The sequence below is a fragment of the Nocardioides sp. NPDC000445 genome, from assembly GCF_040300245.1.
Classification (GTDB): domain Bacteria; phylum Actinomycetota; class Actinomycetes; order Propionibacteriales; family Nocardioidaceae; genus Nocardioides.
In genome coordinates this window covers 288,996-313,966 of the sequence record NZ_JBEPDH010000004.1, presented here as the reverse complement: position 1 = coordinate 313,966, position 24,971 = coordinate 288,996, and the positions used below count along the sequence as shown (strand labels likewise).

22 protein-coding genes are annotated in these 24,971 nt (G+C 69.5%); 17 read left to right on the top strand and 5 right to left on the bottom strand.

Translation table 11 applies throughout. From position 1 onward, the window contains the following. Positions 1-422: 422 nt before the first annotated feature. Positions 423-1,499 carry an acyl-CoA dehydrogenase family protein gene (locus ABT304_RS07970; RefSeq protein ID WP_350714233.1) on the bottom strand — a complete coding sequence of 359 codons (1,077 nt, stop codon included), beginning with the start codon at positions 1,497-1,499 and terminating at the stop codon, positions 423-425. Between the two features lie 74 nt (positions 1,500-1,573). Beyond that, a complete protein-coding gene (locus ABT304_RS07965) occupies positions 1,574-2,776 on the bottom strand; it encodes an acyl-CoA dehydrogenase family protein (protein WP_350714231.1) in 1,203 nt (400 codons plus the stop codon). A gap of 84 nt (positions 2,777-2,860) precedes the next feature. Between ABT304_RS07965 and ABT304_RS07960 the strand changes: the two genes are divergently transcribed. The 5 genes from ABT304_RS07960 (at position 2,861) to pcaD (ending at position 6,980) form a co-directional block, all read left to right on the top strand. Further along, positions 2,861-4,030, top strand: a complete 1,170-nt coding sequence (locus ABT304_RS07960; RefSeq protein ID WP_160023357.1) for a 3-ketosteroid-9-alpha-monooxygenase, oxygenase component — start codon at positions 2,861-2,863, stop codon at positions 4,028-4,030. Further along, complete coding sequence (locus ABT304_RS07955; protein WP_165111934.1) at positions 4,030-4,335, top strand: hypothetical protein; 306 nt, start codon at positions 4,030-4,032, stop codon at positions 4,333-4,335. The genes ABT304_RS07960 and ABT304_RS07955 overlap by 1 nt, the downstream gene beginning before the upstream one ends. Next, positions 4,325-5,374 carry a 2Fe-2S iron-sulfur cluster-binding protein gene (locus ABT304_RS07950; protein ID WP_350714228.1) on the top strand — a complete coding sequence of 350 codons (1,050 nt, stop codon included), beginning with the start codon at positions 4,325-4,327 and terminating at the stop codon, positions 5,372-5,374. The genes ABT304_RS07955 and ABT304_RS07950 overlap by 11 nt, the downstream gene beginning before the upstream one ends. Before the next feature lie 149 nt (positions 5,375-5,523). Next, entirely contained in the window at positions 5,524-6,105 is a 582-nt protein-coding gene (locus ABT304_RS07945; RefSeq protein ID WP_160023363.1) for a hypothetical protein, read from the top strand. 92 nt (positions 6,106-6,197) lie between these two features. Beyond that, positions 6,198-6,980, top strand: a complete 783-nt coding sequence (pcaD, locus tag ABT304_RS07940; protein ID WP_350714226.1) for a 3-oxoadipate enol-lactonase — start codon at positions 6,198-6,200, stop codon at positions 6,978-6,980. 17 nt (positions 6,981-6,997) lie between these two features. On the opposite strand, the gene ABT304_RS07935 is transcribed toward pcaD, so the two are convergent. Continuing rightward, positions 6,998-7,738 carry an SDR family NAD(P)-dependent oxidoreductase gene (locus tag ABT304_RS07935; protein ID WP_350714225.1) on the bottom strand — a complete coding sequence of 247 codons (741 nt, stop codon included), beginning with the start codon at positions 7,736-7,738 and terminating at the stop codon, positions 6,998-7,000. A gap of 63 nt (positions 7,739-7,801) precedes the next feature. Here ABT304_RS07935 and ABT304_RS07930 point away from each other — a divergent pair, with 63 nt between their 5' ends. Next, a complete protein-coding gene (locus tag ABT304_RS07930) occupies positions 7,802-8,191 on the top strand; it encodes a winged helix-turn-helix transcriptional regulator (RefSeq protein WP_350714223.1) in 390 nt (129 codons plus the stop codon). A gap of 3 nt (positions 8,192-8,194) precedes the next feature. On the opposite strand, the gene ABT304_RS07925 is transcribed toward ABT304_RS07930, so the two are convergent. Both ABT304_RS07925 and ABT304_RS07920 read right to left on the bottom strand, forming a co-directional pair. Next, positions 8,195-8,620 (bottom strand): nuclear transport factor 2 family protein, encoded by a 426-nt coding sequence (locus ABT304_RS07925; protein ID WP_350714221.1) that lies wholly within the window; start codon positions 8,618-8,620, stop codon positions 8,195-8,197. Positions 8,621-8,634: 14 nt separating this feature from the next. After that, positions 8,635-9,120, bottom strand: a complete 486-nt coding sequence (locus tag ABT304_RS07920) for a nitroreductase/quinone reductase family protein (protein ID WP_350714219.1) — start codon at positions 9,118-9,120, stop codon at positions 8,635-8,637. Between the two features lie 46 nt (positions 9,121-9,166). On the opposite strand from ABT304_RS07920, the gene ABT304_RS07915 reads away from it, so the two are divergent. From ABT304_RS07915 to ABT304_RS07865, 11 genes are all read left to right on the top strand, one after another. Continuing rightward, positions 9,167-10,051, top strand: coding sequence for a TIGR03619 family F420-dependent LLM class oxidoreductase (locus tag ABT304_RS07915; RefSeq protein ID WP_160023369.1), 885 nt, complete (start codon positions 9,167-9,169; stop codon positions 10,049-10,051). Beyond that, a complete protein-coding gene (locus ABT304_RS07910; RefSeq protein ID WP_350714218.1) occupies positions 10,048-11,214 on the top strand; it encodes a hypothetical protein in 1,167 nt (388 codons plus the stop codon). Before ABT304_RS07915 ends, ABT304_RS07910 begins: the two co-directional genes overlap by 4 nt. Positions 11,215-11,259: 45 nt before the next feature. After that, the gene (locus ABT304_RS07905; RefSeq protein WP_350714216.1) at positions 11,260-13,644 is read left to right on the top strand and encodes a serine/threonine protein kinase; all 2,385 of its coding nucleotides are present in this window, start codon (positions 11,260-11,262) and stop codon (positions 13,642-13,644) included. Between the two features lie 45 nt (positions 13,645-13,689). Continuing rightward, positions 13,690-14,484 (top strand): SDR family oxidoreductase, encoded by a 795-nt coding sequence (locus ABT304_RS07900; RefSeq protein WP_350714214.1) that lies wholly within the window; start codon positions 13,690-13,692, stop codon positions 14,482-14,484. Beyond that, positions 14,477-15,646 (top strand): sulfotransferase family protein, encoded by a 1,170-nt coding sequence (locus ABT304_RS07895; RefSeq protein WP_350714212.1) that lies wholly within the window; start codon positions 14,477-14,479, stop codon positions 15,644-15,646. The genes ABT304_RS07900 and ABT304_RS07895 overlap by 8 nt, the downstream gene beginning before the upstream one ends. A 102-nt stretch (positions 15,647-15,748) precedes the next feature. Then, positions 15,749-17,350: a glycosyltransferase family protein gene (locus ABT304_RS07890; RefSeq protein ID WP_350714211.1), complete on the top strand. Its 1,602-nt coding sequence runs from the start codon at positions 15,749-15,751 to the stop codon at positions 17,348-17,350. A gap of 8 nt (positions 17,351-17,358) precedes the next feature. Further along, the gene (locus ABT304_RS07885) at positions 17,359-17,784 is read left to right on the top strand and encodes a hypothetical protein (protein WP_350714209.1); all 426 of its coding nucleotides are present in this window, start codon (positions 17,359-17,361) and stop codon (positions 17,782-17,784) included. Positions 17,785-17,849: 65 nt separating this feature from the next. Next, positions 17,850-19,991 carry an excinuclease ABC subunit UvrB gene (uvrB, locus tag ABT304_RS07880; RefSeq protein WP_350714207.1) on the top strand — a complete coding sequence of 714 codons (2,142 nt, stop codon included), beginning with the start codon at positions 17,850-17,852 and terminating at the stop codon, positions 19,989-19,991. A 355-nt stretch (positions 19,992-20,346) separates the two neighbouring features. Next, a complete protein-coding gene (locus tag ABT304_RS07875; protein WP_350714205.1) occupies positions 20,347-21,993 on the top strand; it encodes an ArnT family glycosyltransferase in 1,647 nt (548 codons plus the stop codon). 9 nt (positions 21,994-22,002) lie between these two features. Next, positions 22,003-23,301 (top strand): MFS transporter, encoded by a 1,299-nt coding sequence (locus tag ABT304_RS07870; RefSeq protein ID WP_350714203.1) that lies wholly within the window; start codon positions 22,003-22,005, stop codon positions 23,299-23,301. Between the two features lie 100 nt (positions 23,302-23,401). Beyond that, entirely contained in the window at positions 23,402-24,961 is a 1,560-nt protein-coding gene (locus ABT304_RS07865) for an ArnT family glycosyltransferase (RefSeq protein WP_350714202.1), read from the top strand. The last annotated feature ends 10 nt before the right edge of the window (positions 24,962-24,971 follow it).

Here is a 24,971-nt window from a genome sequence, read left to right as displayed (position 1 = left end):
ACCCTGCACTGGGTCCACTGGTTCAACCACGAGCGCACCCACGGATCAATCGATGACCTCACACCCATCGAGATCGAGAACGCGCACTACGCTGCAAGAAACCATCTCTCCCCGACCGGGTAGAGACACCATCAGAAGTGTCCGGAAACACCGGGGCGGTTCAAAGCCCGCAAGACAGGTAAATGGCACCCAACCCAGACACCCTGCTTCTAAATCTCCCAACCCAGACAACGTATTGGCCCCACCCGTGCTGGAACCCAAGCACGAAACCAAACAGACACATATCCGAATGAAGACCCGCCCAGTCGATAAGCCAAAGCGCTATCGCACACCAAAGTCGCTCGCGGCGATACAGCACAAACACCAGCCACGAAAGAGAGGCCCCGGCAGCCGCCGGAGCCTCTCGAGATGTCGGTGAAGAGTCAGGATGCAGCGATCGATCGCCCGATCCGCAGCGCCTGCTCAGAGGCTCCGCCGAAAACGAACTCGAAGCGTTTCGCGGTCGTGAAGTAGCGATGCGCTTCGCCGTCGAGGTCGATGCCGACACCGCCGTGAACGTGGACGGTGGTGTGTGCGAGTCGGTGGGCGGCGTCGGCGGCCCAGAGCTTGGCGACGGCGACCTGGTCGGCGGCAGGGAGGCCGGAGGAGACCCGCCAGACGGCTTGCCAGAGGGTGAGCCGCTGGGCGAGTACGTCGATGAACCCGTCGGCCAGCCGCTGGGAGACGGCCTGGAAGGTGCCGATGGCCCGGCCGAACTGCTCCCGCGTCTTGGCGTACGACGAGGTGAGCGAGAGGGCTCCTTCGGTCACGCCCAACAGTTCGGCGGCCGCTGCCACGGTCAACAGCGAGCCGAGCCTGGCAGCGGTCGAGGAGTCCCCGATCCGACGGGCGGGGGCCGAGGCGAACGAGACCAGGGCGGTGACGTCGCCGTCGCTGGTGTGCTGCGCACGGCGGTCGACGCCTTCGGCGGATGCCTCGACCAGGAACACCCCGACGGTGCCGTCCGCGGACGCTGCGGTCACCAGGAACGCATCCGCGATCATCCCGCCCCTGACCAGCGTCTTCACGCCGGTGACCGTGTCCCCGGTGGCGACGACCATCGGGACGTCGGGCAGGTGGGAGTGCTCCTCGGCGACCGCGGCCGTCAGCACCCGCGATCCGTCGGCGACGCCGGTCAGAGCGTCCGCCGCGGTCTCGGCAAGCAGCAGGCCGCACGGCCCATGCACCGCGAGCGGCACCGGCGCGACCCGCCGCCCGGCCTCGACCAGTACCCGGCACAGCTCGATGAGTCCGAGCCCAGCGCCGTCGTACGTCTCGGGCAGATGCAGCCCGAGCAGGCCGGCGTCGCCGAGGGCGGACCAGAGGGAGGCGTCGAAGCGGCCGCGGTCGTCGGCGGCCGCCTCGACAGTACGCAGCCGCTCGACCGAGGTCGCGTCGCCGATGATCTTGGCCGCGAGCTCGGCGGCGTCGTCGGATTCGGTGGTGAAGGAGAAGTCCATGGTGTTCTCGCAATCGACTGTGTTGGTCTCGACACGCTCGCTAGCGCTCGCGGCTCGACCGACGGGTGGTTGGGTCAGCGCTTGGCGGCGGGGAGGCCGAGGCCCACGTAGCCGATGATGTCTCGCTGGATCTCGTTGGTGCCGCCGCCGAAGGTCATGACCAGCGAGGAGCGGTGGAACCGCTCCAGGCGGCCGGCCAGCACAGCACCAGGGGAGTCCGCCGTGAGACCCGCGTGCGGTCCGACGATCTCCATCAGCGTCCGGTAGACCTCGGTCGCGAGCTCGGAGCCGTAGACCTTGGTCGCCGACGCCTCGGCCGGCGAGAGCGCGACCCCGTGGTCGGCGTCCGAGGCGAGCTTCCAGTTGATCAGCGAGAGCGCCTCGATGCGCGCATGTGCTCGCCCGAGAGCCAGCTGGACCCACTCGGCGTCGATCACCCGGCTGCCGTCAGGGAGCACCGTGGTCCGCGCCCACTCCTTCACCAGTCCGAGCGAGTGGACCAGCGGTGCCGCCGAGGTCAGCGCAACCCGCTCGTGGTTGAGCTGGTTGGTCATCAGTGCCCAGCCCCCGCCGCGCGAGGAGACGAGGTTCGACGCCGGCACGCGCACGTCGGAGTAGTAGGTAGCCGAGGTGCCGACCCCGGCGACGGTCTGGACGGGCGTATAGGAGAACCCCTCCGAAGATGTGGGCACCAGGATCATCGACAGCCCCTTGTGGCGCGACGCCTCCGGCTCTGTCCGGCAGGCGAGCCAGATCCAGTCCGCATACTGGATCAGCGAGGTCCACATCTTCTGGCCGTTGATCACCCACTCGCCGGTGCCCTCGTCGAGCACCGCGCGAGTCTGCAGCGAGGCGAGGTCGGTCCCCGAGCCGGGCTCGGAGTAGCCGATCGAGAAGTGCAGCTCGCCGGCGAGGATCTTGGGCAGGAAGTACTCCTTCTGCTCCGAGGTCCCGAACCGCATGATCGTCGGGCCGACCGTGTTGAGCGTGAGATAGGGGATCGGCACCCCGGCCACGGCGGCGGCGTCGGTGAAGATCAGCTGCTCCACCATGGAGCGGTCCTGGCCGCCGTACTCCTTCGGCCAGCCGATCCCGAGCCATCCGTCCGCACCGATCTGCCGGATGGTCGAGAGGTAGACCTCCTTGTCGGCCTCATCACCGAATTCGCCCGATGCCCGGGCGAGCGCAGTACGACGCTCGGGCGTGACCAACTGGGCGAAATAGGAGTTGAGCTCTGAGCGAAGTTGCTCCTGGGCGGGTGTCAAGGCCACATGCATGTGATAAAACTAGAACAGGTTCTACCCATTTGGACAGGGTCTAGCGAATAGGGCCCAGCGAACAGACCAGCGGAAGGTACGACGATGGCCGACCCCACCACCCAGACCCGCACGCTCGACCACGGCTCCCAGCCGGAGCGCTTCGCGCGCGGTTGGCACTGCCTGGGCCTGGCCAGCCAGTTCAAGGACGGCAAGCCCCACGCCGTCGAGGCGTTCGGCGGCAAGCTGGTCGTCTGGGAGAACACCAAGGGCGAGCTGGGCGTGCTCGACGGTTACTGCCGCCACATGGGGGGCGACCTGACCCAGGGCACCGTGAAGGGCGACGAGGTCGGCTGTCCGTTCCACGACTGGCGCTGGGGCGCCGATGGCCGCTGCAAGCAGATCCCCTACGCCCGCCGGGTTCCGCTGCGAGCAAGAACCAAGGCGTACGAGACCGTGATCCGCAACGACTCGCTGCTGATCTGGCACGACCCCGAGGGTTCGAAGCCCGACTACGACATCCTGCCGCCGGAGCTGCCCGACGTCAGCAACCGCGAGGTCTACACCGACTGGATCTGGAACACCGTCCCGATCAAGGGCAGCCACTGCCGCGAGCTGATCGACAACGTGGTCGACATGGCGCACTTCTACTACGTGCACTTCGCCTTCCCGACCGACTTCCGCAACGTCTTCGAGGACCACATGGCCACGCAGTACATGGCCTCTCGAGGACGTCCGGACGTGTCCGGCGGCTACGGCGACGCCGAGATGTTCCTCAAGTCCGAGGCGACCTACTACGGCCCGGCGTACATGATCAACTGGCTCGAGGTCGACTACAAGGGCTTCGTGACCGAGGTGATCCTGATCAACTGCCACATCCCGACCGGCCCCGACTCGTTCCTCCTGCAGTACGGCATCACCGTCAAGAAGCCCGAGGGCCTCGACGACAAGACCGCCAACTTCATCGGCAAGAAGTACGCCGACATGTTCGGCGACGGCTTCCTCCAGGACGTGGCGATCTGGGAGAACAAGGCGCCGGTGCAGAACCCGCTGCTGTGCGAGGAGGACGGCCCGGTCTACCAGCTTCGCCGCTGGTACGAGCAGTTCTACGTCGACGTCGCCGACATCGAGCCCGAGATGCGCGCTCGCTTCGAGTTCGAGGTCGACACCACCAAGGCCAACGAGTTCTGGCACGAGGAGGTCGCCGAGAACCTGCGCCGGATCGAGGCCGAGAAGGCCGAGAACCCGGAGTCGAGCGACGCAGGGGTCAGTTGATGGCCTCGTTCGTCCCGACGTCGCAGGACACCGTCGAGGATCAGCGGCTCTACACCCAAGCCCGCCTGGTCGAGGTGGAGTGCCTCGACTGCCTCGCCCGCGTCGGGGTGAAGAAGAACAGCGAGCACCAGACCTCCGTCCAGTGGACGGCCGAGGCGCAGGCCCAGTGTCCGGATCTCGTACGCCGCAAGGCCGCCGCCGACGGCGCGCGGCTCGTCCACGCCCGCTGCCCCCGCCTGGCCGCGTCCATCGAAGCAGCCGTCGCCGACGGCCGGATCCAGATCGGAGCCGAGGATGGCTACTGACTCTTTCCTGCTGCCCGTCAGCGACGTGGTCAAGGAGACCGACGACGCCCACTCGATCGTCTTCGAGCTGCCCGACGATGCGAGACACGCGTTCCAGCCGAAGCCGGGGCAGTTCCTCACCGTCGCCGTACCGAGCGATCGTGACGGCCTGGCGGCGCGCTGCTACTCGCTCTCCAGCGCCCCGGGCGACCCGCTCACGGTGACCGTCAAGCGCACCGCGGACGGCTATGCGTCCAACTGGATCTGCGACAACCTCCGGCCCGGTGACACGCTTCGCGTGCTGCCGCCGAGCGGGATCTTCACCCCTGCCGACATCGACGCCGACTTCCTGCTCTTCGCCGGCGGTTCGGGCGTCACCCCGATCATCTCGATCGCCCGTACGGCCCTGCGCGAAGGCAGCGGACGGATCGTGGTCTTCTACGCCAACCGCGACGAGCGCTCGGTGATCTTCGCCGAGGAATGGGCGCGACTGGCCGCCGAGCACCCGGACCGGCTCCAGGTGGTCCACTGGCTCGAGTCGGTCCAGGGGCTGCCCACCGGTGAGCAGCTCAAGGCGTTCGCGGCCGACCATCTGACGTACGACGCCTTCGTCTGCGGGCCTGCGCCGTTCATGAAGGCGACGGTCGCGGCGCTCAAGGAGCTCGAGTTCCCGCGGGCGCGGCGGCACCAGGAGAAGTTCGCCTCTCTGGGCGGTAACCCGTTCGGCGAGGTCGCCCCGGTCAAGGAGGCGGAGACCGAGGTCGTCGACGACGGCCCCAAGCAGCCCGCCACGCTCGAGATCGAGCTCGACGGCACCACCACGACGTACGACGACTGGGACCCCGGGACCCCGATGCTCGAGTTCCTCGAGGCGAAGGGTGTGAAGGCGCCCTACTCGTGTCGCGAGGGTGAGTGCTCGGCGTGCGCGTTCCGGCTGCTCGAGGGCGAGGTGAAGATGGTGCGCAACGACGTGCTCGAGCAGGAGGATCTCGACGACGGGATCCGGCTCGGCTGCCAGTCGCTGCCGACCACCGACACCGTCCGCGGCACCTACTCCTGAGGGACTCGCGAGAGACACAGATCACCAACCGGTTGCCAGGTCGAGGCGCGCGGCGCGATAGTGTCGCGGTGCCCGAACCACATCCCACCGAGTCACCCCGAGGAACGTCGTCGGCTGACCGGTAGGGCTCAAGCGAGGTTTCCCCCAACGTGTTCAATCGCAACTTCTACGCCGCCCAGGACGATCGGCGCTTCGTCGTCGGCTATGCCCTCGACCTCGGCTTCCGGGTCTTCGATGCCTACTCGGCACCTGGCCAGCCGTTGACCGAGATCACCACGACGGCATCGGCCTCGCTGCTTGCCGCGAGGCCCGCGTTCAAGCTGTACGCCCCCAACACCGGCCCGGAGCCGGTGATCACCAGGGTCGAGCTGGAGGAGTCGGAGTTCGGCCCCTCGGCCTTCGAGTACCGGTGCAACGGCTGGGGTCTGATCGGGCTCAATTTCGGCGGCGTCGTCGGTCTCGGCGGCCTCGGCTGGAGCACGCTCAACACGATGGCCGAGGCCCGCGCGGCTCGCTGGCACGCGGTGGAGCCGATCGGTGCCGCTCCCTCGGAGTGGAACTGGCCGGCCGTCGACGACGCGGCGATCAAGATGTTCGAGGCGATCGCCTCGATGGCCGGCTCCGCCGTGGGTGACAGCCCGATCCTGGCTGCCGCGGGCCAGCTCATCAAGGACAAGGGTCTGCTCTACGAGTCCGGCGGCGGGCTGCACGCGCGTCCGGGTCTCGGCTGACCAAGCCGCGCGGAGCTTGATACGCCAGGCGTATCAATCGACCGCGAATCGATACTTCCCAACAACAGGTCGGCGATCCTAGATTCTCGGGCATGGACGTCACCTACGAGCCCATCCGAGTGCACCACGTCGTCTCGGGCCGGCCGGACGGTCCGGTGGTGGTGCTGTCCAACTCGCTGGGCGCGACCCACGCGATGTGGGACCAGAACCTGTCCGACCTCGAGCGGCACTTTCGCGTGGTGCGGTACGACACCCGGGGACACGGTCGCTCGCCGGTACGTCCCGGCCCCTACGTGATCGACGACCTGGTCGACGACGTCGTCGCACTCCTCGACCGCCTCGGCATCGAGCGGGCTCACTTCGTGGGCCTCTCGCTCGGCGGGATGACCGGGATGCGCCTCGCCGCCCGCCACCCCGAGCGCGTCGACCGGCTGGTCCTGCTATGCACCGGCGCTCAGCTGACGCCCTCCTCCGCCTGGCACGACCGGGCAGCCACGGTGCGAGCCGACGGCACTCGAGCCGTCGCCGAGGCGGTCGTGGCCCGCTGGTTCACGCCGGCATTCCTCGAGACGAACCCCGAGGTGAAGGCGACCTGTGAGGCCATGGTCGCCGCCACCCCGGACGAGGGCTACGCCGGATGCTGCGAGGTCATCGCCGCCATGGACCTCCGCGCCGACCTCCCCGCGATCAGCGCCCCGACCCTGGCCATCGCCGGTGCCGACGATCCCGCCACGCCGCCCTCGCACCTCGAGGCCATCGTCGGCACGGTCCAGGACGGCCGCCTCCTCGTCGTCCCGGACTCGGCGCACCTGGCCAACGCCCAGCAGCCCGAGACCATCACCCGTGCCATCGTCGACCACCTCGCGGCGCGTTGACGGACACCGGAGCGACGTCAGACCTCTGTCGGGTCCTGAGTGAGCACGTCGAAGACCACCTCGTCCTCGAGCCCGGAGGCCAAGCGCCAGACGGCGTCCGCGATCTCGTCGGGGTCAAGGGTGGCGTAGGGCGCGGGGGTGCCGGGTTCGGTGAGCATCCGGTGGATGTCGCCGCGCTCGATCAGGCCGCCTACGACGAGGGAGCCGACGTGCACGCCGTCCTCGGACGCGGCGGCGGCCAGGGTGCGGGCGTAGGTCCGCAGCGCGCCTGAGGCGGCGGTGTAGGGGCCCAGAAAAGGCAGGGGGACGAGCGCGCTGAGTCCTGAGACGTACACCAGCGTGCCGCTACCGCGCGAGCGCATCGTGGGGAGGGCCAGGTTGGCCACCTCGACGGCCGGCTCGAGGGTCTCGGCCATGGCGCGATGGATGTCCGCGGGCTCGGTCTCGAGGATCCCGAGCATCGGTGCGTTCAGGTTCTGGGCGCCGGGGCCGTGATAGACGACGTCGATCGGTCCCAGAGCCGCCGTGATCTCGGCAAGGGCATCGGCGGCGGCACCTGGTGCCCTCAGGTCGGCGGCGACCGCGACAGCTGGTACGCCGCTCGCCGACAGCTCCTCCAGATAGGCCGGATGCCGGTCCGTGCTGCGTGAGACCAGCCCGACGGCGTACCCCTCCTTGGCGAACCTCCTCGCCACCGACATGCCGAGGCCGGGGCCGGCGCCGAGGACCGCGATCGTGCTCATCTTCTTCTCCCTCATGGATAGGTTGCTGATGTCAGCAACCCTCGCCGCCCGGCGGCGTTCGCGGAAGAAGGCACTTCAATGTCAGATGGGAACACCGATGTGCCCCGGCACATCGTGAGCGCGGCGCTCGGTGGCGGGCTGCCGCAGAAGGTTCCGGCGGGGGAGTACGAGACCTGCCCGGTGACGCAGGCGGTGCAGATGCTCGGTGACAAGTGGACGCTGCTGATCGTGATGATGCTGGCCGAGCGCCCGCATCGCTACAACGAGCTGCGGCGCCGGGTCGAGGGGATCAGCCAGCGCATGCTCACCCGGACGCTGCGCGTCCTGGAGCAGGAGGGGATCGTGACGCGTACGGTCTTCCCGACGGTGCCCCCGGGTGTGGAGTACGGACTCAGCGACCGCGGCCGGGAGCTGCTGGTGCCGCTCAGCGAGCTCGCGGACTGGGTGATCCGGGGCCGCGCGGCCTGAGGCTCAGAAGCCGCGGGTCCAGAAGACCTCCTCGTGGAGGTGGCGCGAGCGCCAACCCTCCGGCGTACGCACGAAGCTGTGCCGGTAGCGACCGCCCACCTCGACGACGCGCTCGCCGCCCGACCCGTCGGAGATGACCATCGGGTTGTCGAAGTACGCAACCACCTCCGCGCCCTCGCCGGTGAAGGTGATGCCGACCTGGCCGATGGTGTGCAGGCGCTTCTGGGAGAACGCGGGCAGCATCTCGGCGAGCCACTTCTTGACCTCGGCGAGCTCGCCGACCGTACCGCCCGACTCCGAGTAGTCGATCGTCGCGTCGGCGGCGAAGACCGTGTCGAGCGCGTCCCAGTCGCCGTCGTCGACGGCCAGGGTGTAGCGGGTGAGCGCGTCGGTGATCTCGGCGCGGTCGATCAGCTCTTGAACGTCCATGACAAGGGTCTCCTTCAGCGGGGCGAGAGGACGATGACCGGGATCTCCCGGTCGGTCCAGGTCTGGTAGGTCTCGAAGTCGGCGTACGTCTCGAGCAGCCGCGGCCACAGGGCGGCCCGCTCCTCGGAGTCGGCGATGCGTGCCCGGACGAGCCTCCGCCCACCACGGGGGACGCGGACGGCGACGTCGGGCTGGGCGCGCAGGTTGGCGACCCACTGCGGGTCCTTCGGAAGCCCGCCCTGGGAGCCGACGACGACGAGATCGTCGCCCGAGCGCATGAACAGCAGGGGAGTGGTGAAGGTGCGGCCCGACGTGCGGCCGATGTGCTCGAGCAGCAGGACCGGAGCAGGTTTGCGCCAGCCGGCCATCACCCGCCAGGTGCCGCCGATGCGGCCGTTGGTCAGCTTGAACAGCGCGGTGTTGGCCCGGGCGCCGTACTTGATGATTCTCGCCGTCAGCGGCGAGTCCAGGCCTGCGGGACGATCGAGAGAGGGCGACATGACGAACACTCTGGCAGAAACTTAGAACACGTTCTAGTGTTGGCACATGCGCTTCACCTATGCCGAGGCAATGACGCAGGCCGACTACTACGCACCGCTGGCCCAAGCGGCCGAGGCGGCCGGCTACACCAGCATGACCGTGGCCGACAGCCTGATCTATCCCGAGGAGTCCGACTCCACCTATCCCTACACCGATACCGGCGACCGGGAGTTCCTGCAGGGCAAGGAGTTCATCGAGGCGTTCATCCTGTGCGCCCACCTCTTCGCGGTGACCACGACGCTGCGCCTGACGCCGTTCGTGGTGAAGCTGCCGGTTCGCCCACCGGTGCTGGCCGCCAAGCAGGCCTCGAGCCTCGCCTTCCTCTCCGGCAACCGGCTCGGACTCGGCGTCGGTCTCTCCCCGTGGCCCGAGGACTTCGCTGCCCTCGGCGTCGACTGGAAGCGCCGCGGGAAGCGGATGGACGAGTGCATGGACATCCTGCGCGGCCTGACCGATCCCTCCGGCGACTTCTTCGGCTATGAGGGCGAGTTCTACGAGTTCGCGCCGCTCCAGCAGCGGCCCGCGCCGACCGAGAAGATCCCGCTCCTCGTCGGCGGCCACGCCGACGCCGCCCTGCGCCGCGCGGTGCTCAAGGGCGACGGCTGGATGCACGCCGGCGGCGACGGAGAGGAGCTCGACCGCCTGCTGGTGCGCCTGGCCGAGATCCGGCGCGAGGAGGGTGACACCCGGGACGACTTCGAGGTGCACGTGATCAGCTATGACGCGTACGACCTCGACGGGATCAAGCGGCTCGAGGACAAGGGCGTCACCGACTGCATCGTCGGGTTCCGCGACCCGTATGTGAAGGGTGCCGACCCCGAGCCGCTGGAGAAGAAGATCAAGCACCTGGAGTGGTACGGGGAGAACATCATCGCGAAGGCCGCTCAATGACCGAGCAGAGCGCGGCGTACGGCCTGACCGAGCCGCTGCAGCGCGCGATCGCGGAGGCGGAGGAGCTGATCGCGAACGCGCCCTTCATCCGGACCGAAGCCGATCGGCTCGAGGGATATGAGTATCTCTCCGGCCGGATCCGGATGGCGATGCAGACGGCGTTCGACTACGACCTCGAGCAGCCGCTCTTCGTGAACCCGACCCACCAGTTCTCCAAGCAGGGCCTGGACAATCCCGACGCGATCTACTTCAACGCCTACCTGCGAGAAGGCGTCGAGTACGTCGTCCGCGGCCGTCGTGGGACCAGTGCCGACCTCTCCTTCCAGGTGATGGGCGGCGCCTACACCGCGGACTCCGCCGCGACCAGCCTGATGGCCTTCGACGACCGCAAGCTGCAGCTGGACGCCAACGGCGAGTTCGAGTTCACCTACACCGCGGAACCGGGAGCGAAGACCCTGATCGTGCGCGAGGTCTTCAACGACTGGGAGACCGAGACCCGCGGCACGATCACCATCGAGCGCCCCGACACCCTCGGCCGGCCGCGCCGTCCGCTCACCCAAGAGCTGCTCCGGAAGAAGTACGAGGTCGCCGCCCGGTCGCTGACCGGCTCGATCCAGACCTGGTTCGCCTTCCCCCAGTTCTTCCAGTACAAGGAGTCGGTCAACACGCTCACCGTTCCGGCCCGGACCCCGGGCGGGCTGGAGTCGCAGTTCTCCTCGATCGGTCACTACGAGCTGGCCGAGGACGAGGCGCTCGTGGTGGAGGTGCCGCGCTGTGACGACTGCAGCTACCAGGGCATCCAGGTCGGCTCGGACTGGTACGCCTCGACCGACTACGAGACCCACCAGACCAGTCTCACCAAGGCCCAGGCCGTCACCGACCCCGACGGCGTGATGCGCTTCGTGATCTCCGAGCGTCCACCCCTGGACGGCAGGGCGATCGCGAACTGGCTCGAGACCACCGGCCACCGCACGGGCTCGCTGATGCTGCGCTGGCAGCGGCTCGAACGCGACCTCACCGCCGCCGACGGACCGGTGGTCCACAAGGTGGGTATGGGTGAGGTACGCGACCTGCTGCCGCACACCGAGACCTTGAGCCCCGGGGGGTATGCGGAGCGGATCGCCGCACGTCAGCGGGCAGTTGCGCGCAGGATGCTCAGCTGAGAGGGGGCGCGACGCGAAGGCGTAGGACGCCTATGATTGCCGCCCATGGCCAGTCCCCACCACGAGCCACCGACGATCCCGGGCTTCCGTCACCGCCGGCTGATCGGCACGGGCGGCTCCTCCGAGGTCTTCCTCTACGAGTGGCCGCAGGAGAAGGTCGACGTCGTCGTCAAGGTCTGGAACGACCGGCTCAGCGGCGAGACCCAGGACGCGCTCGCCAAGGAGACCAAGGAGGTCGCCGAGCTGGCCGCCCACCCCCATGTGCTGCCGCTGCACGCCGTCGGCGTCAGTGACGACGACCGCTGCTTCGTGGTGATGGACCATCGCAGCGGGGGCGACCTGCAGACCCGCTGGCAGCGCGAGCGGCTCTCGGTCGCGGAGGCGCTGAGCATCACGATCAAGGTCGCGGGCGCGCTCGACGTCGCCGCCCGGCACGGGATCCTGCACGGCGACGTCAAGCCCGGCAACATCCTGCTGACCAGTGCTGGCGAGCCGCAGCTGGTCGGCTTCGGAGGCCTCTCCTCGGCCGGGCGCCCCGGCGGTGCCGATTCCACCTCGCTGCCGTGGATGGCTCCGGAGATGCTCTCCGATCCGCCCGAGCCGAGCGGCTGGGCGGACATCTGGAGCCTGGCCGCGACCTGCTACACGCTGCTGGCGGGACGTACGCCGTTCGAGGGGCCGGGCGGCGGCAACGCACCCGCGGCGCTGTCGGAGCGGATCCGGGAGTACGACCCGCTGCCCATCGAGCGCGACGACATCCCGGCGTCGTTCGACGAGGCGCTGCGTAAGGCGATGTTCAAGCGCCGGGCCGGACGGCACTGGAGTGCCGCCGACTTCGCCAAGGCTCTGCAGGCAGTCGAGGAGGAGCTCGGCCTGCCGGTCACGCCGCTCGCGGACATGCGCGAGTCGCGGGACCAGGTCGCCGAGGTCCCCGACGTCCCCGCGGTCGCGAAGGTCGCCGAGGCGCCCCCGATCGAGGTAGCTCCGGACCCCGTCCCGTCGCCGGTCGAGTCGCCGGGGGCGGGAGACACGGCAGAGGTGCCGGTCATCACCGGCCCCGTGATCGAGCCGATCGCGGAACCCGTGATCGCCCCCGCACCCGTGCTCGAGCAGACCGACGACGACGTCCTCGGCCACCGGGTCGACGTCGACCGGCTGGCCCGCCTGCTCGCCTCCGTACGCACCCAGCTCCCGATCTCGGTCGCCGTCCAGGGACTGCCCGGCAGCGGCCGGTCGACCTTCCTGCGGAAGGTCCAGGAGCGCATCGAGTGGCTCACCGAGAACGACGAGACCTACTCCGCCCGCACCAGCCACGTACGCATCGACGCCCGCCAGTACGCCGAGGGAGACGTGGCGGGCGCGGTGCTCGAGAGTGTGCGGAGCGCAGGGAAGAGCGAGCCGCCGCCGCTGGTGGCGAGGCATCAGGCCGCACAGCGGCGGACCGCCGAGATGCGGGCCGCGCTTGCGGGCGTGCCCGAGGACGACGGCCCCCGCGGCAAGCGCCGGGCGCAGCCGCTGAGCACGACGATGGCGCTGGCGGCCATGGACCGCGAGGTCGCGGCCTACGAGGCGGCGCTGCGGGCAGCCCCGCCCGGACCGCCGCCGCGCCCGCCGGCCGGCGCGCTGAGAGGACCGCAGGCGAGCCGCACCATCGTCTACGTCGACGACCTGGACAGGTGCGACCCGGCCACCGCGGCCGGCGTGCTGCAGGCGATCGACGAGCTGAGCAGCCAGGAGGGTGTCGCGGTCGTGGCGGCGGTGGACGCCCAGACGCTGCGGCGGGCGATCGGGGGCCGCGTGGCGGAGCCTGCGGCGTACCTCTCCCGGGTCTTCGACGTGCCGTTCGGGCTGCGGGCGTTCGCGGGTGACCCCGCGGTGCGGTTCCTGCGGTCGCTCATGCGTCAGGCGGTGCCATCGTGGCCTGCAGCGCTGGCCACGGGCAACGGCGACCGGACGGGTCGTACGAGCCAGGTCGAGAGCTTCGAGATGACCCCGGGCGAGGCGCTGTTCACGAGCGAGCTGGCCAGGTTCTGCCCGACGCCCGGAGCTGCCCGGAAGCTGCTCGCGGTCTATCGGCTGGCGCGCACGGCCCCGGTGGCAGGCAGGAACACCGACCCGGCCGGCCAGCAGGCCCTCGGGATCCTGATGGCGATCCTGGTCGGGGCGCCGGCGCAGGCCGTCCAGGTGCTCGGAGCCGTGGTCGAGTCGCTGGCGGCGGGCGAGGACGGTGCGACCTTCAGGAAGCTGCTCGAGAAGGTCGCACGCGAGCACACCGCGGGCTGCGGGCGGGCCACCTGTGGCTCGTGCGCCGACTGGTCCCGGGTGCTCCGCGCCCATGCCGACCTCGTCCGGGCGCAGCAGGTCCCGCAGGACGTCGGCGCGTACGCCGCCTGGGTGGACGAGGTGGCCCGGTTCAGCTTCCCGACCTGACCTGCCCCCTTCCGCAAAAGTGAAACACGTTCTACTCTAGGCGCCATGACTGGACTCCTGGATGGCAAGGTCGTCGTGCTCTCGGGGGTCGGCCCCGGCCTCGGCCGCTCGCTGGGCGAGCAGGCCGCGCTGATGGGCGCCGACCTGGTGCTCGCCAGCCGCACCGAGAAGCGGCTGCAGAAGATGGCCGGCGTCATCGAGGAGCACGGGCGACGTGCGCTGGTGGTGCCGACCGACATCACCGACGAGGACGCGCGCCGGCACCTGGTCGATGCCGCGCTGGAGGAGTTCGGGCACGTCGACGTACTCCTCAACAACGCCTTCGGCATCCCGCCGATGGACCCGCTCACCCAGATCCCGCTCGACGCGCTCCGGCTGGCCCAGGAGTCCAACGTGTACGCCCCGCTACGGCTCTCGGCGCTCTTCGCCGACGCACTCGCGGCCACCCCGGACAAGCCCGGCGGCGCGATCGTGATGATCAACTCCGCGGTGCTCTACCAGAGCCAGCCGGAGTTCGCGGGCTACAAGCTCTCCAAGGGCGCGCTCGCCCACCTGGCCTCCTCGCTGGCCACCGAGCTCGGCCCGCGCGGCATCCGGGTCAACTCCGTCGCGCCGTCCTACATCTACGAGGACGTCAACAAGGCCTACTTCGACTGGATGGCGTCGGAGTCAGGGCGCACCCACGAGGAGGTGTACGCCGAGAAGGCCGCCCCCACCGACCTGAAGCGGCTCGCCACCCCCGAGGAGGTCGCCCGGGCGGCGCTGTTCCTGGGCAGCGACCTGGCCTCCGCGGTCACCGGGACCGTGCTCAACGTGGACTGCGGGGAGTTCCATGACTGAGACACGTCCAGGAGAGACCGCACCCCGCGAGCGGGCCGACGTCGGGACGTACGAGGACATCTGCGCCGCCGCCACCCGCACCACCGGGCTGAGCGCCTTCGGCGGGACCGACCACGAGGAGGGACTGCGGCTGCTCGTCGAGGATCTGGCGAGCCCCGAGGCCGGGCTGACCCCGATCGGCAACTACTTCCACCGCGCCCAGGTGAAGTCGGCCCTCGTCGGCCGGCTGATGACGCAGGCCCGGCTCGCGGAGTTCCCCCAGCACCAGGACGTACGCATCGAGCGGCCGATCTTCGTCACCGGACTCGTCCGCACCGGCACCACCGCCCTGCACCGCCTCCTGGCCGCCGACCCGGCGCACCAGGGTCTGGAGACCTGGCTGACCGAGTTCCCCCAGCCCCGGCCCCCGCGCGAGACCTGGGAGCAGGACCCGGTCTTCACCGCGCTGCAGGGCGCCTACCGGCAGCACCATGTCGCCAACCCCGAGTTCATGGGGATCCACTACATGGACGCCACCAGCGTGGAGGAGTGCTGGCGGGTGCTGCGCCAGAGCGGCAAGTCGATCTCGTTCGAGTCGCTTGCCCACGTCCCGCGCTACTCGGCCTGGCTGGCGAAGCAGGACTGGCGCGACGCGTACGAGCTGCACCGCCGCACCTTGCAGCTCATCGGGCTCAACGACACCGACAAGCGCTGGGTCCTCAAGAACCCCTCGCACCTGGTCGCGCTCGAGGCGCTGATGGAGGTCTACCCGGACGCCCTCGTGGTGGTCACCCACCGCGACCCGGTCGTCTCGGTCGCCTCCGGCTGCTCGCTCTCCGCCGAGGCGACCGCGGGCATGTCGACCACGTTCGTCGGGGAGACCATCGGAAAGACCCAGCTGGAGATGCTCTCCCGCTCGTGGCGCTCGTTCGGTGCGACCCGGAAGAGGTACGACCCGGCGCAGTTCCTCGACGTCGACTACCGCGGGTTCGTCAAGGACCCGGTGGGCACCGTCGAGAACATCTACGCCCACTTCGACATCCCCTGGAGCGACGCCGCCCGCGCCGAGGTCTCCCGCATCGACGCCGAGTCGCGATCGGGCAGCGCCCGACCCAAGCACGACTACACCCTGGCCGACTACGGACTGACCGAGGACGAGGTTCGCCAGGCGTTCACCTTCTGATTCCGTACGGCCTCCACCACTGCTCCATCGAGATGCCCTACGGTTCCACGCGAGCTCACGGGTGTGCGGCTCATGACGCCGTCCGACCACGGGAGCCATGTGATGAGCCATGCCGCTGCGGTGCTGAGTGCCGAGCCGACGGACGCGCCCGCCAGGCCGTCGTCCAGGCTGGTCACGGTGCTCGCCCTGCTGGCCGCCTTCGCTGCCTCGATGAGCCTCTACGTCGCCACCACCCAGGCGCTGTCGTACCACGCGCGTGACGAGGGCCCGAACGCGTCGTACGCCATCGCGCTCCACAGCGGCGACCTGCCGACGATCGACACGCCGGTGGCGCAGGACCCGGAGCGCTTCCCACAGATCACCCAAGGCGCGAACCGGGAGGAGTTCGATCGCCACCGGATGATCTGGACCGCCAACCATCCGCCGCTCTACTACCTCCTCGGCGTGCCCTGGGTCGCCCTGGCCGACGCTCTCGACAGCCCGCAGGTGCTGATCGCCGGAATGCGGGCGATGAGCGCCCTGGCGTACGGGGCGCTGGTGTTCCTGGTCGGTCTGATCGCCTTCGAGGTCACCCCACGGCGCCCGGCCGCCGCGATGCTCGCCACCGCGATCACGGCCTCGCCGGCGGTGCTGGCGATCGCGGCGGGGTTCATCATGAACGACAGCGTGGCCGTCGCGGCCTCGTCGCTGACCGTGCTCGCGACGCTACGCATCCTCCGCCTCGGGGTGACCCGGAACCGGATGCTCGTGATGGCGGTCGCCGGCACCCTGGCGGCCGCGACGAAGGCGCCCGGCGTGATCACGGTGATCATGTGCGGCGCCGCGCTCGGGGTGACGCTGCTGCTTCGCGACCGGACCTGGAAGGGCTTCGTCCGGGCGACCTGGCTGACCGCGATCGCCACCGGAGTGCCGGGCCTGGCGATCGGCTGGTTCTACGTACGCAACATCGTGCTCTACGGCGACGCGACCGCGAGCTCGGCGCTACTGTCGCGCTACCAGCGGGTGCAGGTCGACACCTGGTTCGAGGTGATGACCGCGCCCCGCTTCTGGCACGGCTGGTACGACCATCTGTGGGTGCCGCTCCAGCTGCGCGGCACGTCGCTGCACTGGGTGATCGACGCCATCACCTTCGTCGCACTGCTCGGACTGGCCCTGGGGGTCGTCGCGCGTCTACGGGACCACGGTCGCGAGCTGGGTCTCGTCGTGAGTGCTCCCCGGGTCCCCTCGGTGGCGACCGTCGGTCTGCTCGTGCTGATCGCGCACGCGTTCGTGATCGTCGTCAACCTCGCCCAGTTCCGCTCCGGCGGCGGCAACCCGCACGAGCGCTACCTGATGACGGTCATGCCGCTGATCGCGATCGTGCTCTCCGTGGGCCTGCTGGCGATCGTCGACGCGGTGCCGTGGGGCGAGATCCGCCGGCGCGAGGAGATCGCGGCGGCCGTCGTCTCGGCGTTCCTGGTCGGGCTGGCGGCCGCGACCTTCGCCGTGTGGGTGCAGGCTCAGATCGGGCTCGGTCGCGACCTGATCCTTCCGGAGATCCGCCCAGTGGCGTACGTCATCCTGCCCATCGGCGGTCTCTGCGCGCTCGCTGCGGTGGCGCTGCCGCTCGTCTGGCGGCCGCGTGGAGAAGCTTCGGGAGACAGCATGCGCTCGTCCGAGACAGGTAGCGCACTACTCGCTCTCCGTGGCGCCGGGCGCGGTTGAGTGTCGGCATGACCGCCAACGTCCTCCCCGACTCCGACCGCGCGGCATCGAAGGTCTGGAGCAGGACCGCCGCACTGCTGTCCGGTCTGCTGGCAATCGGCTTCGGCATCCCGGCCGCGTACGGCACCTACTACTTCGCGACGCACGACGAGGTGTGGACCTTCATGGGATTCCCGACGTACGGCGACGGTCCGTTCGTCGACGTCGGTATCCCGACGAGCGTCCTGTTGCTGGCCGGGTTCACCGCGGTGTGCGCGGCCGAGGCGGTGGTCGGCTTCCTGCTGTGGACGCGCCCGCGCCTCGGCGGGTGGCTCTCGTTCGCGTTGCTCCCGTTCGAGATCGCCTACTGGTGGGGCTTCGCGTTGCCGTTCGGGCCGATCGTCGGCCTGCTCCGGACGGCGGCGGTGGTCATGGGGCTCCGTCGCCGCGAGTAGCCGCGGGATCGGCCGTGGATGTTGGGACGCCAAGACTGTCGGTGGTCCCGAGTAGCCTGGACCTCATGCGTCCAGTCACCGATCTCGAGCGTCGTGTCGCCCCGTTCAAGGTGGTCTCCGACTACCAGCCCTCGGGTGACCAACCGACCGCGATCGCGGAGATCACCAAGCGGATCCAGGGCGGCGTCAAGGACGTCGTCCTGCTCGGCGCGACCGGCACCGGAAAGACGGCGACCGTTGCCTGGACAGCCGAGCAGCTGCAACGTCCGATGCTGGTGCTGCAGCCCAACAAGACCCTCGCCGCCCAGTTCGCCAACGAGCTGCGCCAGCTCTTCCCGGAGAACGCGGTCGAATACTTCGTCTCCTACTACGACTACTACCAGCCTGAGGCGTACGTCCCCCAGACCGACACCTACATCGAGAAGGACTCCTCGATCAACGAGGAGGTCGAGCGGCTGCGCCACTCGGCCACCAACTCGCTGCTGACCAGGCGCGACGTCATCGTGGTCTCGACCGTCTCCTGCATCTACGGTCTCGGCACCCCGCAGGAGTACGTCGACCGGATGATCCGGCTGCGGGTGGGGGAGGAGCACGACCGCGACTCGATCCTGCGGCGGCTGGTGGAGATCCAGTACACCCGCAACGACCTCTCCTTCACCCGAGGCACGTTCCGGGTGCGCGGCGACACCCTGGAGATCTTCCCGGTCTATGAGGAGCACGCGGTCCGGATCGAGTTCTTCGGCGACGAGATCGAGCGGCTGATGACACTGCACGCGGTCACTGGTGAGGTCCTCACCGAGGACCAGGAGCTCTACGTCTTCCCCGCGACCCACTACGTCGCCGGCCCCGAGCGCATGGAGCGCGCGATCAACGGCATCGAGGCCGAGCTCGACCAGCAGCTGAACACCTTCGAGAAGCAGGGCAAGATGCTCGAGGCGCAGCGGCTGCGGATGCGTACGACCTACGACATCGAGATGATGCGCCAGGTCGGGTCCTGCTCCGGGATCGAGAACTACTCGATGCACATCGACGGCCGCGAGCGCGGCTCGGCGCCCAACTGTCTGCTCGACTACTTCCCGGAGGACTTCGTCCTCGTCGTCGACGAGTCCCACGTCGCGGTCCCGCAGGTCGGCGGGATGTACGAGGGCGACATGTCCCGCAAGCGCAACCTGGTCGAGCACGGCTTCCGGCTGCCCAGCGCCCAGGACAACCGGCCGCTGAAGTGGGAGGAGTTCCTGGAGCGGATCGGCCAGACGATCTACCTCTCCGCGACCCCGGGCAACTACGAGCTGGACCTGGTCAGCCGCGACGGCGGCGAACCCGACGTGGTCGAGCAGATCATCCGCCCGACCGGCCTGATCGACCCCGAGGTGATCATCAAGCAGACCAAGGGCCAGATCGACGACCTGATCGGCGAGATCAACGACCGGGTCGCCAAGAACGAGCGCGTCCTGGTCACCACGCTCACCAAGAAGATGTCCGAGGACCTCACCGACTATCTCCTCGATGCCGGGATCCGCACGCGTTATCTCCACTCCGAGGTCGACACGCTCAAGCGGATCGAGCTGCTCCGCGACCTGCGGCTGGGGGAGTACGACGTGCTGGTCGGCATCAACCTGCTCCGTGAGGGTCTCGACCTCCCCGAGGTGTCGCTGGTCTCGATCCTCGACGCCGACAAGGAGGGCTTCCTGCGCTCGGACAAGTCGCTGATCCAGACCATCGGCCGTGCGGCCCGAAACGTCTCCGGCCAGGTGCACATGTACGCCGACAAGATCACCCCCTCCATGGAGTCGGCGATCGAGGAGACCAACCGCCGCCGCGCGATCCAGATGGCCTACAACGAGGCCAACGGCATCGACCCGCAGCCGCTGCGCAAGAAGATCGCCGACATCACCGACATGCTCGCCCGCGAGGAGGAGAGCACCCAGGAGCTGCTCAGCACCTGGGCCGGCACCGAGGCCAAGGGCCGCGCCGGCAAGACCACGGCCAAGTCGCCGACCCCGATGCTCGGCGACGCCGCCCGCGAGGCCCGCGAGCGCGGCCTCGTCGGCCTCCCCTCCTCCGACCTGGCTCAGCTCATCGGCGATCTCACCGACCAGATGAAGGGTGCCGCCGCCGAGCTCCAGTTCGAGGTCGCCGCCCGTCTGCGCGACGAGATCTCCGACCTCAAGAAGGAGCTGCGGCAGATGATGGAGGCGACGAAGTGAGGAGGGAGTGGGCGTAAGCCCCCTTCGCGCCGAAGGCGCCTTCTAGGGTTTACGCCCGTTCCCGACGAACGAGGAGCGGCGCGCGAGCGAAGCGAGCGCGCTGGCGACGAAGTAGCTTCCGCCGCTGGTCGAGCCGCCGGAGCCGCTAGGCGGAGGCGTGTCGAGACCAACACGGTCCTATCGAGCACCGCCGGGACTGCGTTGGTCTCGAGCCGGATTCGTTCGTCCCTCACGAATCCGGCTCGACCAGCGGGGAGTTGCGTCAACCGTCGGCTACCGGCCCGTCGCGCGCTGTTCACCGACCGTGAGCCCTGGCCCGTGTGTCCCGTCAGTTTCGCCCGTTAACGTCGTGAATGTGACTGTTCCACGGGTCTCGATGTCCCAATCCACGATCTGCGTCCTGCTGCTGGGTGTGCTCGGCTTCGCGATGAGCGCCCAGGTGGCGATCGCGATGCCAGCCCTGTTCAAGGCCGACGAACGGGCCCACGCGGCGTACGCGGTAGCGCTGTCCCAGGGGACGCTGCCGACGATCGACACCGACATCCCCGACGACCCGGCGCGCTACCCGCAGCTGGCCGAGAGCCTCTTCGGGGCCGATGAGGCCCACCGCGACATCTGGGTCGCCAACCACCCGCCGCTCTTCTATGCGATGAGCCTGCCGCTCGTCTGGCTCGGCGACGCGGTCGGCTCGCCAGGCCTGACGCTCCTCGGCATGCGTCTGCTGAACGCTCTCGGGTTCGCCCTGACCACGATCATGGTCGGCCTGCTGGCGCGCGAGCTGGTGCCACGACGCCCGGCGGTGCCGGTGATCGCCTCGGCGATGTGCATCGGCTGCGGCGCGATGACCTTCGTGGGCGGCGGGATCTACAACGACGGCTGGTCCTCCGCGGCGGCGTTCATGACGCTCTACCTCGGGTTCCGGATGATCCGCCAGGGCGTGACCCGTGAGCGCCTGGTCGCCGCGGCAGCGGTCGGTGTCGCGGCGGCCGGGTTCCGCTCGACCGGTCTGGTCGCGGTCCTGTTCCTCGGCGCCTGCGTGCTGGTGGCGATGTGGCTGCGAGAGCCGTCGCTGCGTACGTTCCTGCGCGGTACGTTCTGGCGAGCCGTCGGGATCGCGGCGTGCATCGGCATGGCGCCGGTGGTCGTTTTCGGCTGGTTCTACGTGCGCAACATCCAGCTCTACGGTGACCCGACCGCGTCGGGCTCCCTCTTCGAGAAGTTCGGGCGCGAGCCCAACGGCACCACACTGTTCCAGCTGGTCAACCCCGAGTTCTACGGCCACCTGCTCGGCAGCCTGTGGACCGACGGCAACATCGCCAACACCTGGAGCCAGGCAGCCGTCATCGTGCTCACGCTCACCCTGGTCGGCCTCGTGCTCGACGCCGCCGCGAAGGCCAACCCCCGTCGTACGGGAGTCCTGCGGCGGATCCGCCTCACCCCGCAGAGCACGATGCAGCACCGCCAGGACCTGGCCATCTGGGCGCTCCTGGGCGGCTACTGCCTGCTGATCCTGTTCAACGTCGCCGGGTTCATCGCCGGCGGTGGCTGGATCCACGCTCGCTACGCGGTCCCGTTCCTGCCGTTCCTCGCCGCCGGCGCCGGGATCGCCGCACTCCGGCTGGGGCGGCTCCTGCCGCTGCGGATCCCGACCGGCTCGCGAACCGGCGTGACCGCGCTCGACGAGGCCCGCGACCTGCGCATCGGCCTGGGCGTCTCGCTGGCCTTCATGGTGGTCGGCCTGGTCTGCCACCTCGACACCGAGCAGTACGTCGACGGGCCGGTCAGCAGCACGTTCGCGCTCGTCGCCCTCGTGGCCGCCGACCTGGTGATGTTCGCAGTCGCGGCGTACGTCGCCACGGAGCTGCGCCGGCGGATGCGCCCCGGCACCTTCGACACTCCGCGCACCCTCGCCGCGCACGTGGCGAGCGGGCCTGTGACCGAGGTCGCCTCCGGCCGTCCACGAGAGACCACCGGCATCTCGACGAGCTCGAAGGCGCCGTAACCTCTCTCTGTGAGCCACGAAGACCCCCAGTCGTCCGCACGCTCATGGCTCGTGTGGGGTATCGCCCTCGCGGTCTACGGCCTGGCGGTCTTCCACCGCAGCAGCCTCGCGGTCGCCGGTCTGGTCGCCACCGAGCGCTTCGGGATCGGCGCCAGCCAGCTGGCGACCTTCGTCATGCTGCAGCTGCTCGTCTATGCCCTCATGCAGGTGCCGGTCGGGCTGCTGGTGGATCGGTTCGGCTCGCGTACGGTCCTCTCCGCGGGTGCACTGATCCTGGCGCTCGCTCAGGCGGGGTTCGCGTTCGCGGACTCCTATCCGCTGGCGCTGCTCGCGCGCACGTTCGTGGGGATGGGCGACGCGATGACGTTCATCTGCGTGCTGCGGCTGGTGCCATCGTGGTTCCCGGCCCGCAAGGTGCCGCTGGTCAGCCAGCTCACCGGCACCGTCGGACAGCTGGGTGCGATCGCGGCGGCGGTCCCGATGACGTGGGCGCTCGGCCAGCTCGGCTGGACCAGGGCCTACCTCACGGCCGCGCTGATCGGCCCGGTGCTTCTCGTGCTGCTGCGCCTCTTCGTCCACGACGGACCCGGTGACCGACACCGCCGAGGCACCTCCCTCAAACCGCGCGAGCTGGGCCGGAGCCTGAAGGCGTCCTGGTACCAGCCGGGCACGCGCCTGGGCTTCTGGATCCACTTCTCCACCCCGTTCAGCTCCCATCTGATGGGGCTGCTGTGGGGATTCCCGTTCCTGGTGACCGCAGAAGGGCTCTCCGACACCCTCGCCGGCACCCTGCTCTCGGTCACCGTCGTCGCCGCCCTGGCCGCAGGCCCGGTGATGGGCGTGCTCGCCGGACGTCACCCGTGGCACCGCTCGACGGTGGCGCTGACGATGATCGCGGCCCTGGTGTCGGTGTGGACGCTCGTGCTCGCCTGGCCGGGTGAGGCGCCGCTACCGGTGCTGCTGCTCCTGATGGCAGTGGTCGGCTTCGGCGGACCGGCCTCGATGATCGGCTTCGACGTCGGCCGCACCAGCAACCCGCCCGCGCGGATGGCGAGCGCCAGCGGGATCATCAACCAGGGCGGCTTCGTCGCCGCGCTGCTGGTGATCGTGCTGGTCGGCTGGATCCTCGACTGGCGTACGCCAGGGGCGTCTACCGCCTACACGCCGGAGGCGTTCCGCTGGGCGATGTCGGTGCAGTACCTGTTCTGGGGCCTCGGAGTGGTGCAGATCTGGCGTCACCGACGCGACGTGCGGCGGCGTACGACCCGGGAGCAGGTCGCGGCCGGGTCCTCGATGGTCGTCGACTGAGCGCGGCCGCCGCGGGCACCACGCACAGTTCGCCGACTCGTCACCTGACCGCAAACCGCGGTGCCGGCTGAACGGCACCCCGGCCCACTAGCTTGTCGAGGTGCTCACGCCGACGCGCTCGCTGTCCCAGGTGACCGTATGCCTGCTCCTGCTCGGGGTGCTCGGCTTCGCGATGAGTGCGCAGTACGCGATCGGGATGCCGCCGCTGCTGAAGGCCGACGAGAAGCAGCACGCCGCCTACGCCATCGTCCTGTCCCAGGGCGTCCTGCCCACGATCGGCACCAACACGCCGGCCGACCCGGTGCGCTATCCGCAGTTCGCCGAGGCGCTCTTCGGCCTCGACGAGCCACGCCGCGACATCTGGGTCGCCAACCACCCGCCGCTGTTCTACGTGATGAGCCTGCCGCTGGTCTGGCTCGGCGACGCCGTCGGCGGTGCGGCAGGGGTCGGCGTGACGCTGCTCGGGATGCGGCTGCTCAACGCGCTCGGCTACGCGCTGAGCATCATCCTCGTCGGGCTGCTGGCGCGCGAGCTGGTGCCCAGGCGACGGGTGGTCCCGGTGCTCGCCGCGGCGATGGTGCTCGGCTGTGGCGCGGTGACCTACGACGGCGGCGCGATCTACAACGACGGCTGGGGCACGGTCGCCGCCTCGCTGACCCTGCTCCTCGGCTTCCGGATGGTTCGCGACGGCGTGACCCGCGACCGGCTGATCTGGGCGACGGTCGCCGGCGTCGCGGCGGCCAGCTTCCGCTCGACCGGCCTGGTGGCGCTGCTCGTGCTGGGTGCCTGTGTGCTGGCCGCGCTGTGGCTGCGCGACCCGACGCTGCGTACGTTCCGTCGGGGTGTGGGCCTGGCGATCCGGATCGGGCTGGCACCGGTGGCCGTGATCGGCTGGTTCTACGTACGCAACATCGTCCTCTACGGCGACCCGACCGCCTCCGCGGCGCTCTTCGAGAAGTTCTCCCGCCAGACCCATGGGGACACGCTCTTCCAGCTGGTCAACCCGGAGCTCTACCTGCACCTCTACGGCTCGCTGTGGGCAGATGACGTCATCCCGAAGATCTGGATCCTCGCTGCCGCGGCCACTCTGGCGCTCACGGTCACCGGCCTGGTGCTCGACGTCAACGCTAAGGCCCGGCCGAGGCCGGACGGGGTGATGCGCCGCGTCGTGATCCCCGGGCCGGCGCCGACCGTCCTGGAGCGCCGCCTGGAGGTGGCCGTCCGGGCGCTGATGGGGATCTACTGTGTCATCATCATCGTCAACCTGGCCTCGTTCCACGCCGGCGGAGGCTGGATCCACGCCCGCTACGCGGTGCCGTTCCTGCCGGTGATCGCGGCGCTCACCTCGCTCGCGATCCTACGGGTCGGCCGGCACTGGGTGCGCGGCGTCGACGAGGAGCGGGTGGATCTGCGCATCACCCTCTATGCCGGCGTCGGGTTCATCGTCTCGGCGATGGTCGCCCACCTCCACGTCCAGCAGCGGATCGACGGACCGGCCGACGCCTCCTGGCTGATCGCGCTGATCGCGGCCGACCTGGTCATGTTCGTCGTCGCCGCGTACGTCGCCGCGCAGCTGCGCCGCCGGCTGCGGCCGGACGGCGAACTCTTCGCCCGCCGGTCATCTGAGGACCAGTCACCTGTTGCCTCGGTGAACATCTGAGCCGCGATGG